Raw genomic sequence first — 13399 nt, 5'->3', positions numbered from 1 at the left:
AGGAGTTGTTATCTAAATGAAAATACTAGTAGTCGGGCGCGGTGGTCGTGAACATGCCCTTGCATGGAAATTTGCACAAAGTCCGAACGTTGAGAAAGTATTTGTAGCACCTGGTAATGATGGCATGACAGATGTTGCTGAACTTGTTGCCGTCGATGAGTCGAATCATGATGCCCTTGTGAAGTTTGCAAAAGATGAGGGGATCACTTTAACGTTTGTCGGACCTGAGGCACCTTTATCTGAGGGTATTGTCAACCGTTTCGAAGAAGCAGGGCTGCGTGCATTTGGGCCGCGCAAAGAAGCAGCGATTATTGAAGGTAGCAAGTCGTTTGCAAAAGATTTAATGAAAAAATACAATATTCCTACAGCTAAATATGAAACTTTTCATTCTTATGAAGAGGCTAAAGCCTATATCGAAGCTGAGGGTGCACCGATTGTAATAAAAGCAGATGGATTAGCAGCGGGAAAAGGTGTAGTCGTCGCAATGACACTAGAAGAAGCACTTGCCGCAATTGATGAAATGATGAATCAAGCGAAATTTGGGGAAGCAAGCAGCAAAGTTGTTATTGAAGAATTCCTTGAAGGTGAAGAGTTTTCATTCATGGCATTTGTTAAGGGCGATAAAGTTTATCCGATGGTTATTTCACAAGACCATAAGCGTGCCTATGACGGTGATCAAGGTCCGAATACAGGAGGCATGGGTGCTTACTCGCCTGTTCCACAAATTCCAAACGAAGTGCTAGAAGAAGCATTTGCAACAATTTTACAACCAACCGCAAACGCAATGATATCAGAAAATCGCTCATTCACTGGTATTTTGTATGCCGGCTTAATTTTAACAGCAGCTGGTCCAAAAGTAATCGAATTTAACGCACGCTTTGGTGACCCAGAAACACAGGTTATCTTGCCGCGCCTTGAAAATGACCTAGCTCAGCTTATTAATGATATTTTAGATGGTAAGCCTGTTGAATTAAATTGGTCAAACGATGCTGTCATCGGTGTTGTTCTTGCAGCGAAAGGCTATCCAAATGATTACGAAAAAGGACATGTAATTAATGGCCTTGGAGATATGTCGGACGATATTTTTGTATTCCATGCCGGTACGAAAAAAACTGAAGCTGGATTCACTACAAATGGTGGGCGGGTACTTTTAGCAGCAACAAGAGGAAGCGACCTTGCTCAAGCACAAAGCCGCCTTTATCAACAATTAGAAAAAGTCCATTCCGACGGTCTATTCTACCGCAAGGACATTGGATACCGTGCGATTGCACATTCGATTTCAAAATAGAGTTACTTACTTACGGGGCAAGGATTATCTTGCCCCTTTTCTTTTTACATAGACAAAGGATGCATCTAAATGGAAGTTGTGAACTAAATCATGTTGGATTAATAATATTTTCTACTAAAGCTAACGGTGTTTCTGGAGTTTGGCTTTTGTCGTCATCTTGCTGATTTTCCTTGTACTGTTCAAAAAGGGCGGTCACTGGACAAAATTTTGTAATTCCTTCTGCTATTTTCATTCCCGCCATCAATGCCACCCAGAAAAATGAATCTCGCCAAGGCTGTTTCACCATTTTGGCAGTTGCCCAAGCAAGCGTAGCAAAGCCGAAGGTCATCCGGATAAGCGCATTAACAGTTCCGATATTTGGTTTCATTATTTTTTTACCTCCTAAGATTACAAGTATTTTTAAAATAAAATTATAAAACGTCTTTAGTGCGTTAAATTAAGAAATATGGTACGATTAGAGTACGAATGTGTTAGCAGAATGGAGGATCACTATGCTTGATCGCTATCGATGGAGGACAAAGCTTATCCGCGAACAAATTGCTGTAATAAACGGGAAAAAGTCGCCATCAATACTTCTAAAAAATGCAACCTATTTAAACCAAGCGCTGCGTAAATGGCTGAAAGCTAATATTTGGATTTACGAAGATCGCATCGTTTATGTTGGAAGCAATCTTCCTGAAAAAATGAATAACACTGAAATTGTTGATTGTGAAGACTTCTATATTGTGCCTGGCTATATAGAACCACATGTCCATCCTTTTCAGTTATATAATCCCCATACATTTGCTGAGTATGCATCGCAATGTGGGACGACAACACTTATTAATGATAATTTAATGATTGCTTTGCATTTGCCAAAAAAGAAAGCGTTTTCTTTAATAGAGGAGCTTAATTCATTGCCAAGTTCGATGTATTGGTGGTGCAGGTATGATTCACAAACAGAAATCCCGAGCGAGGCCCAAATTTTTTCCCCTGAAAATATTCAAGATTGGCTTGAACATGATTTAGTCATGCAAGGTGGAGAACTGACTTCATGGCCAAGAGCTCTAGACGGCGATGATCTGCTACTGCACTGGATACAGGAAACGAAGCGCTTAAGAAAACCCATTGAAGGCCATTTTCCTGGTGCCTCTGAAAAAACATTGACAAAAATGCTCTTATTAGGTGTTGATTGTGACCATGAGGCGATGACTGGTGAAGACGTGTTACTAAGGCTTACGCAAGGATATACAACGTCTTTAAGGTATTCCTCGATTCGCCCTGACTTACCAAAGCTGTTAGATGAAATTCTTGGGCTAGGTGTCGACAATTTTGACCGCTTAATGTTTACAACCGATGGTTCACCACCTGCATTTTATAAAGATGGGGTCATCGATAAAACGATAAAAATTGCCCTTGAAAAAGGTATACCCGAAATTGATGCTTATAATATGGGCTCTTATAATGTGGCAAAGTATTATAATATTGACCATTTTCACGGTATGATTGGTCCAGGTAGAATTGCTCATTTAAATATTTTAGAAGATATACGGAATCCAAAGCCAGTTTCTGTCCTTGCGAAAGGCAAATGGGTGCGAAAAGATGGAATTCCGATTACTAAAGCAGAAACATTTTCATGGGAAGAGTTCGGGATTAAACCGCAAGCTTTTGATTGGGAATTAACGATGGATGATATGCAATTCTCAATGCCCTTCGGGGTGGAAATGATTAACTCTGTTATTATGCAGCCTTATTCGATTGGGTTTGATGTATCTGTTGATGAATTGCCAACAGACCATGATGAAAGCTTCTTAATGCTTGTTGATAAAAATGGAAAATGGAGAATCAATACGATTATTAAAGGGTTTTCAAGTAAAGTGACGGGCTTTGTAAGCTCTTATTCAAACACCGGTGACATCATTCTGATTGGAAAGAATAAAAAAGACATGTTAACAGCTTTTCAGAGGATGAAAGAGATTGGCGGCGGTATCGTTTTAGCAGAAAATGACAAAATTATTTATGAAATCGAATTGAAGTTAAATGGAATTATGTCAACGAAAAAACTTGAAGAATTAATGATTGAAGAAGTAGAGTTATTTCATTTATTGCAGGAAAGAGGCTATAAATTTATTGACCCGGTTTATACATTATTATTTTTATCATCAACACATTTGCCGTATATTCGCGTAACACCGCAAGGAATTTTTGATGTGATGAAAAAAACAGTACTTTTTCCTTCAATTATGCGTTAAACTAATAAAGTGTGAAAAGAACGTAGGGACTAGACTTCACAAAACTATATGGAGTCCTAGCCCCTTTTAAAAAGGATTGTGGGTTAGATGAAAAATCCGATAAAAACGTTATGCACTATAGGAATTTTAGCAACAATTCTAGTAACTGGATGTAATAAGAATGAGGAAGCATCCAGCACACCTAATGGACAACCTGCAATAAACGATGTTGACTTAGAGCTAAGAGGTGAAAATGGAAGGAAATCAAATATTCCGTTTTCTAACTTTTATCCTTTAACAGGTGTGGGAACGTATAAAGAGGCCAATCAGCGTATTTTTGCAGTGATGATTAATAATCATCCTAAGGCACGCCCACAATCGGGGCTTGAAAAAGCAGATCTTGTTTATGAAATATTAGCGGAAGGCTCGATAACGAGATTTCTAGCTGTTTATCAAAGTGAACTTCCTGATATAATCGGTCCTGTTCGTAGTGCAAGGGATTATTATATTTATTTAAGTAAAGGTTTAGGAGCTATTTATGTTGCCTATGGGGGAAGTCCTGAGTCCTTTCATTTGCTGCAAAATAGGGAGATTACTGACTATATTGGCGGGATTATCCGCAAGGGGTATGCAGATGATCAATTTTTTTATCGCGAAAAGTCTCGCACCGCCCCTCATAATGTCTATACAACGAATGAAAATTTAATCAAAGGTGCTGAAAAACGAAAATTCTCATTAACACAAAATGTTAAGCCGTTTACTTTTTTAACGGGAGAAGAAATCAAATCTATCAGCGGTGAAGAAGCGAAAGAAATAGTAGTCACGTATTCAAGTTCCTATAAGACAAGCTTTATATATAATGAGGATTTATTAAAATACGAACGCTATGTTAATGGAGTTAAGGATAAGAATCGTGAAACAAAAACACCAATTGCTGTCGATAATCTTTTAATTATCGAAGCTCCGCATAAAGTGATTGATGATGCGGGTCGTCTTAAAATCGACTTAAATGGCGGCGGAAATGGTTATTTAGTCCAAAGAGGGGTTGTCCGAGAAATTGAATGGAAAAATCATGATGGTCGGATTGTTCCATATGTAGATGGGAAGGACGCGGGATTCGTACCAGGCCATACATGGGTCAATGTCATTCCAACTCGTCCAGGTTTAGAAAAAATGATTTCTTTTCAGATAGAAGATAAGGAGTGATGGTAGATATGCAAATAGAAAAACTGAGAGGGAAATCACTAGATCAGCTTTTTGAAGCCATTCTTTCCTTGGAAAATATCGAAGAATGCTACCGCTTTTTTGATGATTTATGTACGGTGAATGAAATTCAGTCGTTAGCCCAAAGGTTAGAGGTTGCGAGGATGTTAAGAGAAGGATTTACATACCATCGCATTGAAACTGAAACAGGGGCAAGCACCGCTACTATTTCTAGAGTAAAACGCTGTTTGAATTTTGGAAATGATGCCTATATCATGGCTTTAGACCGCATTCAAAAGGAAACAAGCGATGCTGAAGTGGAAAAATAAATATTGAACGAAACTACTAAAGTCGATTTCTGCAATGAGTCGGCTTTTTCTATTGTAAGTAATCGGCAGCAAAGTTTTCTTGAAAAAAATTTGATATAATACGTTTTAGTTGAGTATAGCAGGAGGAACCCATTCATGTATGATATAAAACAATGGAAGCACATTTTTAAATTAGACCCGAATAAGGAAATTTCCGATAAAGAGTTAGAATTAATTTGTGAATCTGGTACAGATGCCGTCATGATTGGCGGAACAGATGGCATTACGCTTGATAATACTATTCATATGCTTTCAAGAGTGCGTAGATACACTGTTCCATGTGTTCTTGAAGTGTCCAATATTGATGCCATTACACCTGGATTTGATTTTTATTTTATTCCTACAGTATTAAATAGCGCAAATATAAAGTGGATCGTAGGTTTGCACCACAAGGCTATAAAAGAATATGGTGCGGTTATGAATTGGGATGAAATTGTTGTCGAAGGGTATTGCATCTTAAATGCTGAGGCAAAAGCTGCTGTACAAACAGAAGCAAACACGAATCTGGAAGTGGATGATGTTGTTGCTTATGCGAGAATGGCTGAGCGGATTTACCATCTTCCTGTGTTTTACTTAGAATATAGTGGTACATATGGTGATCCTGCAGTTGTCAAAAAGGTGAAAGCGGCATTACAGAGCACACAGCTTTTTTATGGCGGCGGGATTACAGACGAAGATAAGGCAGTAGAAATGGCACGATATGCTGATACCATTATCGTTGGAAACAGCATTTATGACGATTTGCCAAACGCTTTAAAAACCGTTAGTGCAGTGAAAACTTTAAGTTAGGAGTGTTCAGTTTGCAAACAAGTGAAACGCTTTTAAGCGGGTTAAACCCAGAACAGCAGGCGGCGGTGCGTGCTACAGAAGGGCCATTGCTCATCATGGCTGGAGCGGGCAGTGGAAAAACGAGAGTGTTGACGCATCGGATTGCTTATTTATTAAGTGAAAAGGATGTAGCCCCTTGGAATATTCTCGCGATTACATTTACAAATAAAGCCGCACGTGAAATGAAGGATCGCGTTGCAAGCATTGTTGGACCAACTGCAGAAGAAATTTGGATTTCAACTTTCCACTCGATGTGTGTAAGGATTTTACGGCGAGATATTGAACGGATTGGTTTTAATCGTAATTTCTCAATTCTTGATACAACAGACCAATTGTCAGTCATAAAGAAAATTTTGAAGGAAAAAAATATCGATCCAAAAAAATTTGACCCAAAATCGATACTAGGGTCAATTAGCAGTGCCAAAAATGAACTTATTACTCCCGAAGAGTATGCCAAAAGTGCCAGTGACTATTATAGGAAAATCGTTAGTGAAGTGTATGAAGTATACCAAGACAGGCTGAAAAAAAATCAATCATTGGATTTTGATGATCTCATCATGATGACAATCCAGCTCTTTGACCGTGTTCCGGAAGTACTTGAATTTTATCAGCGAAAGTTTCAATACATTCATGTTGATGAATACCAAGATACAAACAGAGCGCAATATATGCTTGTTAAAGCCTTAGCTACTCGCTTTAAAAATTTATGCGTTGTCGGCGACTCCGATCAATCAATTTATCGTTGGCGTGGCGCGGATATTGCCAACATTTTATCATTTGAAAAAGATTATCCAAATGCTAAAGTGATTTTCCTTGAACAAAACTACCGTTCTACAAAACGGATTCTTGAAGCAGCCAATATGGTGATTGAGAACAATACTAATCGAAAGCCGAAAAAGCTTTGGACGGAAAACGATGAAGGGAAACGATTAGTTTATTATCGCGGCGATTCTGAGAGAGATGAGGCTCATTTTGTCGCGGGAAAAATAAAAGAATTAGTGGACAGCGGTAAATTAAGCTATCAAGACGTTGCGATATTATACCGGACAAATGCCCAGTCACGGGTGATGGAGGAAGTTTTACTAAAATCAAATATCCATTACAATATTGTCGGTGGGATGAAGTTCTATGATCGCAAAGAAATTAAGGACTTACTAGCTTATTTGCGTCTAATTGCTAATCCTGATGATGACATAAGCCTTATGCGCATTATTAATATGCCAAAAAGAGGAATCGGTGCTTCAACAGTAGACAAGGTTGCTGAATATGCGGTGCAGAGTGGTATGTCAATCATTGACGCATTAAATGAAGTTGACTTTATCGGCCTTTCTTCAAGGTTTACAAATATACTACTGGATTTCCGCGACCAAATTCGGAATTGGAATCAAATGCAGGAATATTTATCAGTTACTGAATTAGTAGAAGAAGTGCTTGAAAAAACAGGCTACCGTGACATGCTAAAAGCTGAAAAAACATTAGAAGCTGAGGGCAGACTTGAAAATATTGAAGAGTTTTTATCGGTTACAAAAAACTTTGAAAAAACAAATGAAGATAAAAGCTTAGTGTCATTTTTAACTGACTTAGCGCTCATCTCTGATATTGACCAAGCTGATAAAGACACGGAAAATAGTCAAGATGCAGTTGTTTTAATGACGCTCCATTCCGCAAAAGGGTTGGAATTCCCGGTTGTTTTTTTAATGGGGGTAGAAGAAGGCATATTCCCGCACAGCCGTTCTTTAATGGATGATGAGGAAATGGAAGAGGAACGCCGTCTTGCCTATGTTGGCATCACAAGAGCTGAAAATCAATTATATATAACAAATGCGCGAATGAGAACATTATATGGGCGCATGCAAATGAATCCTGTTTCACGCTTTATCAATGAAATACCTGATGAGCTAATTGAAAATCTTGCAGAAGAAGCTACTAAAGAGGCTGCGAAAAAACAACTATCAGCAGTATCGCCGTTCGGTGGGATGCCAAGACCAACAATTCAGCAGTCAGTCGTTCGCCCAGTTGCTACGAAAACAGGTGGCGAGTTAGTAGGCTGGCGTGTCGGTGATAAGGTGGAACACAAAAAATGGGGAGTTGGTACGGTTGTAAGTGTGAAAGGCGAAGGCACGAATCAAGAACTTGATATTGCTTTTCCACAACCAACTGGTATAAAGAGACTTTTAGCACAATTTGCACCTATTACAAAGATTTAAGGGAAGGTATTACTATATGACTCTACAAGACGATAGAAAGCGAATCGATGAATTGAAAGATTTGTTAAATCAATATAGCTACGAGTATTATACGCTCGACAAACCGACAGTCCCTGATGCTGAATATGACAAGCTTATGCAGGAATTAATCATGCTTGAAGAAGAACACCCAGAGCTTGTAACACCTGATTCACCGACGCAACGTGTCGGTGGCAAACCATTAGAGTCTTTTGAAAAGGTTGAACACCGTGTGCCGATGCTTAGCCTCGGGAACGCCTTTAATGAAGGAGATTTGCGCGATTTTGACCGCCGCATTCGACAAGATGTTGGCGGAGAGTTTTCGTATGTATGTGAATTGAAAATAGATGGACTGGCAATCTCACTACGCTATGAAAATGGCTTGTTTGTCCAAGGAGCAACACGTGGGGATGGTTCGGTTGGTGAGGATATCACGACCAATCTCAGAACGATTAAAACGATTCCTTTGAGATTAAAGGAAAATATCGATATTGAGGTACGCGGGGAGGCGTACATGCCAAAGCGCTCTTTTGGAGCATTAAATAACGAGCGTGAGGCGAAGGGCGAGGAACTTTTTGCTAATCCGCGAAATGCAGCCGCAGGCTCCCTACGGCAGCTTGACCCGAAAATTGCCGCCAAAAGAAATTTAAATATTTTCGTCTATGGAATTGGATCAACTGAGGAACTACCAGTGGAATCCCATAGTGATGGTCTAGATTTTTTAGAACGTCTCGGCTTTAAAACGAATCCTGAACGAAGAAGATGTGCCAACATTGATGAGGTGATTCAGTTCATTGAAGGCTGGACCGAAAAGCGACCAGCTTTACCTTATGAAATTGATGGCATTGTGATTAAAGTGGACTCTTTCGACCAGCAACGCCGTCTTGGCAATACGGCAAAAAGTCCACGCTGGTCTGTGGCTTATAAATTTCCAGCAGAAGAAGTGATGACAAGGCTAATTGATATTGAGCTAAGCGTCGGCAGGACGGGTGTGATTACACCAACAGCAATTTTAGAGCCTGTCCGTGTTGCCGGAACAACGGTTAGAAGGGCATCTCTTCATAATGAGGACTTGATTCGTGAAAAAGACATTAAAATTGGCGATTACGTTATTATTAAAAAAGCTGGCGATATTATCCCTGAGGTAGTTACTGTTGTGGAAGAAAAGAGAACAGGGGAAGAACGGGATTTTAGCATGCCATCAGGCTGTCCAGAATGTGGCAGTGAGCTTGTCCGCTTTGATGATGAGGTTGCGCTCCGTTGTATTAATCCGAAATGCCATGCGCAAATTCGTGAGGGCCTTATTCACTTTGTTTCCCGCAATGCTATGAATATTGATGGTTTAGGGGAAAAAGTCATCACCCAATTATTTGCGGCGAATTTAATCGAGGATGTCGCTGATCTTTATAAATTGGAGCGGGATGAACTGTTAAAGCTTGAAAGAATGGGAGAAAAGTCAGTTGATAATTTGCTACATGCGATTGAAGCTTCAAAGCATAATTCATTGGAAAAATTATTGTTTGGTTTAGGGATTCGTCATGTTGGAGCAAAAGCAGCGAAAACATTGGCGCAACAGTTTGAAACGATGGATGCTCTCCAAAATGCAACAATGGAAACTTTAATTAATATTAATGAAATTGGCGATAAAATGGCTGATTCGATTGTCACTTATTTTAGTAAATCTGAAGTTAGTCAATTGCTTAACGAGCTTATATCATATGGCGTAAATATGACTTATAAAGGACCGAAAGCGGTAAATATCGATGAAATTGACTCGATTTTTGCCGGAAAAACAATTGTGTTGACTGGGAAGCTAGAGCAGATGGGTCGAAACGAAGCGAAAAAAGAGCTTGAAGCACTTGGGGCAAAGGTTACCGGAAGTGTCAGTAAAAACACTGATATTGTCATTGCTGGGGAAGATGCGGGCTCCAAGTTAGCAAAAGCACTTGAACTAGGAATTGAAGTATGGGATGAGGCGAGAATGCTTCAAGAATTAAAGAAATAAGGGGGCCTCAATAATGAAGAAAAGTGTATTACTAATGCTAGTTTTTTTACTAGTTTTAACGGCATGCACCCCTAAATTTGGGAAAGATGAGGAGATTGTTCAAGAAACAAAAGAAGCAACGGAGCAAGCGATTATTCCAAAATACAAAATCTCAGATGAATATTATCGCACCATTTTACCATTCAAGCAGGGGAAGGCAAGAGGTCTAGCTAATTATACGGTATACAATCGGTTAGATATTGATGAGATGGAAATAGGCTTGATGAGAATCGCGCAAGAGCATTTCGATCCGAATAATTTTTATTTTCAAGAAGGTCAATATGTCACAGCTAAAATGGCGGAAAGCTGGGTCGGGAGACAAAGCGAAAAAAATGCAGAGGGTATGAATCCACCGTTAAATGAAAAAACAGCAACAGCAGAAGAGTTTCGCAAAAACCCAAAATACTTGTCACATATAATGGAACAAAATTATTTGAAAAAAAATAATGAAAATAAAGTCGAGCTTGCTGGTGTCGTCATTGGGCTTGCTTTGAAATCAGTTTATAATTTTAATGAGCCGACAAATGGCTATCCAAGAGATGAACCTATAGATGCTGCGGAAATAGAGAAACAAGGAAAGGCACTTGCGGTCCAAGTTCTACAAAAACTGCAAAGCATAAAGGAGTTGGAAGGAGTTCCGATTGTTATTGCATTATTCCAGGAAAAGCCAAGGGACGCTGTTGTGCCAGGTAATTTTTTTACGAAAACATATATAGGTGGCAATAGCAATTCGATTTCCAAATGGGAAAAGATTAATGAAAAACACGTTTTATTCCCATCCCAGGAAGGCAAAGATTCATATTATGATGATTATATGCGAATGATGAACTTTAAAAGCGATATTGAACAATATTTTCCTAATTATGTTGGTGTAGTCGGCCGCGGCTACTACGTTAATGATCAGCTTCAGGAAATGACCATTGATATTCCGATTCAGTTCTATGGTAAAGCAGAAATAATCGGCTTTACAGAATATATTACGGGCTTGATGCTTGATCATTTCCCACCGTATATTTCTGTCCAAGTTTATATTACATCAATTGGTGGCCAAGAGGCTCTCATAAGCAGGAATGGTGGCGAGGAAAAACCGTTTGTCCATATTTTTAGATAAGGGCGCCAATATATGGCAATCGGACAATAAACAGCCTTGTCCGGACAATATATGACCCTATGCGGACAATAAGTTGCCCCGCTCGGACAATAACTAGTTTTTCTCGGACAATAAAAAGATTCTACAGGAAAAAAGGCAGGGGATTCGAAAAAATAGCAAGAGAACCATTTCCGTGTTTCCGATAAATGTCGACATATCTTGAACAATCGTATTCATTTTTGGTATTATCATTGTATTGTGTTAATTAATGAGCAAATTCCATGGCTTGAAGGCTCAGCTATAATCTAGGCATAAACAAGCCAGGGTGCATTTGACGATTATATATACAAAAAGATTGGGGGGAAACGGAATGTCACGAATTTCAATCGAACAAGTGAAGCATGTTGCGCATTTAGCACGTTTAGCGGTAACTGAAGAAGAAGCTGAACAATTCACAAGCCATTTAGATGCGATTATTGAATACGCTGAGCTTTTAAATGAACTTGATACGGAAAATGTTGAGGCAACAACTCATGTATTAGACATTAAAAATATTTTAAGAGAAGATACTGTACGCAATTGGCTATCACAAGAGGAAGCATTGAAAAATGCACCTGAGCAAAGAGATGGTCAATTTAGAGTACCATCGATTATTGAATAAGGAGAGGAGGGCACAGTATGTCATTATTTGAACATAAAATTTCTGATTTACATGGGATGCTCCATAAAAAGGAAATAACTGTTACTGAGCTTGTTAATGAATCTTACAAGCGCATTGGCAAGGTAGAAGATAAAGTAAAAGCATTTCTTACATTAAATGAAGAAGCGGCGAGAGAACAAGCTGCAAAGCTTGATCAAGAAATTAGCTCCAAAGATCAATTCGGCCTTCTTTTTGGGATGCCGATTGGTGTAAAGGATAATATCGTAACGAAAGGACTTCGGACAACTTGTGCTAGCAAAATTCTAGCAAACTTTGATCCTGTTTACGATGCAACTGTTACGGAAAAGTTACATAATGCAGAAGCAATCATTATCGGAAAATGTAATATGGATGAATTTGCGATGGGTTCATCAAATGAAAACTCAGGTTTTTACCCTACGAAAAATCCTTGGAATCTAGACTATGTACCAGGCGGTTCTAGCGGCGGTTCGGCGGCGGCAGTTGCAGCTGGTGAAGTGCCATTTGCTTTAGGCTCTGATACAGGTGGCTCCATCCGTCAGCCAGCTGCTTTTTGTGGTGTCGTTGGCTTGAAACCGACATACGGATTAGTATCACGTTTTGGCTTAGTTGCTTATGCATCGTCATTAGACCAAATTGGCCCAATCACTAGAAGTGTTGAAGATAATGCTTACATATTACAAGCAATTGCTGGACATGACAAAATGGACTCAACTTCTGCTAATGTCGAAGTTCCTGATTATTTATCTGCCTTAACAGGTGATGTTAAAGGGTTAAAAATCGCTGTACCAAAAGAATATATCGGTGAAGGTGTACGTGAAGATGTTAAAGCAGCTGTAATGAGTGCCCTGAAAGTGTTGGAATCTCAGGGTGCGGTTTGGGAAGAAGTATCACTTCCGCATTCAAAATATGCAGTGGCAACGTATTATTTACTTTCTTCATCGGAAGCATCTGCCAACCTTTCTCGTTTTGACGGTGTCCGCTATGGCGTCCGTTCAGACAATGCGAAAAATATTATCGATTTATTTAAAATGTCCCGCAGCGAAGGCTTTGGCGACGAAGTAAAACGCCGCATTATGCTCGGAACATTTGCTTTAAGTTCAGGTTATTATGATGCTTATTATAAGAAAGCGCAAAAAGTACGAACATTAATTAAAAATGATTTTGATGAAGTGTTTGAAAAATATGATGTCATTCTTGGGCCAACAAACCCAACACCAGCATTCAAAATTGGTGAAAAAGCAAATGACCCATTAACAATGTATGTCGAAGATATTTTAACAATTCCTGTTAACCTTGCTGGTGTTCCAGGTATTTCAGTTCCATGCGGATTTTCAAGTGATGGCCTGCCAATCGGCTTGCAAATCATTGGAAAGTATTTTGATGAAAGTACGGTCTATCGTGTAGCACATGCTTATGAGCAAGCAACAGATTTTACACGACAAAGACCGAATCTGTAAGGGG

Annotated in this window: 11 protein-coding genes; 10 read left to right on the top strand and 1 reads right to left on the bottom strand. The window is 39.2% G+C overall.

From position 1 onward, the window contains the following. Positions 1-16: 16 nt before the first annotated feature. A complete protein-coding gene (purD, locus tag GX497_11045) occupies positions 17-1288 on the top strand; it encodes a phosphoribosylamine--glycine ligase (GenBank protein ID HHY73733.1) in 1272 nt (423 codons plus the stop codon). Positions 1289-1376: 88 nt separating this feature from the next. On the opposite strand, the gene GX497_11040 is transcribed toward purD, so the two are convergent. Then, positions 1377-1655 carry a DUF2892 domain-containing protein gene (locus GX497_11040; protein HHY73732.1) on the bottom strand — a complete coding sequence of 93 codons (279 nt, stop codon included), beginning with the start codon at positions 1653-1655 and terminating at the stop codon, positions 1377-1379. A 118-nt stretch (positions 1656-1773) separates the two neighbouring features. On the opposite strand from GX497_11040, the gene GX497_11035 reads away from it, so the two are divergent. From GX497_11035 to gatA, 9 genes are all read left to right on the top strand, one after another. Next, positions 1774-3519 carry an adenine deaminase gene (locus GX497_11035; GenBank protein HHY73731.1) on the top strand — a complete coding sequence of 582 codons (1746 nt, stop codon included), beginning with the start codon at positions 1774-1776 and terminating at the stop codon, positions 3517-3519. 87 nt (positions 3520-3606) lie between these two features. Further along, positions 3607-4704, top strand: coding sequence for a DUF3048 domain-containing protein (locus GX497_11030; protein ID HHY73730.1), 1098 nt, complete (start codon positions 3607-3609; stop codon positions 4702-4704). An 8-nt stretch (positions 4705-4712) separates the two neighbouring features. Next, entirely contained in the window at positions 4713-5030 is a 318-nt protein-coding gene (locus GX497_11025) for a hypothetical protein (GenBank protein ID HHY73729.1), read from the top strand. A 135-nt stretch (positions 5031-5165) separates the two neighbouring features. Then, complete coding sequence (locus GX497_11020) at positions 5166-5858, top strand: heptaprenylglyceryl phosphate synthase (GenBank protein HHY73728.1); 693 nt, start codon at positions 5166-5168, stop codon at positions 5856-5858. An 11-nt stretch (positions 5859-5869) separates the two neighbouring features. Then, positions 5870-8104 (top strand): DNA helicase PcrA, encoded by a 2235-nt coding sequence (gene pcrA / locus GX497_11015; GenBank protein ID HHY73727.1) that lies wholly within the window; start codon positions 5870-5872, stop codon positions 8102-8104. 16 nt (positions 8105-8120) lie between these two features. Next, a complete protein-coding gene (gene ligA, locus GX497_11010; GenBank protein ID HHY73726.1) occupies positions 8121-10127 on the top strand; it encodes an NAD-dependent DNA ligase LigA in 2007 nt (668 codons plus the stop codon). A gap of 13 nt (positions 10128-10140) precedes the next feature. Continuing rightward, positions 10141-11277: a CamS family sex pheromone protein gene (locus GX497_11005; protein HHY73725.1), complete on the top strand. Its 1137-nt coding sequence runs from the start codon at positions 10141-10143 to the stop codon at positions 11275-11277. A gap of 349 nt (positions 11278-11626) precedes the next feature. Continuing rightward, positions 11627-11917 carry an Asp-tRNA(Asn)/Glu-tRNA(Gln) amidotransferase subunit GatC gene (gene gatC / locus GX497_11000; protein ID HHY73724.1) on the top strand — a complete coding sequence of 97 codons (291 nt, stop codon included), beginning with the start codon at positions 11627-11629 and terminating at the stop codon, positions 11915-11917. A gap of 17 nt (positions 11918-11934) precedes the next feature. After that, complete coding sequence (gene gatA / locus GX497_10995; protein ID HHY73723.1) at positions 11935-13395, top strand: Asp-tRNA(Asn)/Glu-tRNA(Gln) amidotransferase subunit GatA; 1461 nt, start codon at positions 11935-11937, stop codon at positions 13393-13395. Positions 13396-13399: the final 4 nt, after the last annotated feature.

Source organism: Bacillus sp. (in: firmicutes) (assembly GCA_012842745.1).
In the GTDB taxonomy this organism is placed as follows: domain Bacteria; phylum Bacillota; class Bacilli; order Bacillales; family Bacillaceae_J; genus Schinkia.
This window is presented reverse-complemented; position numbering and strand designations above follow the sequence as displayed.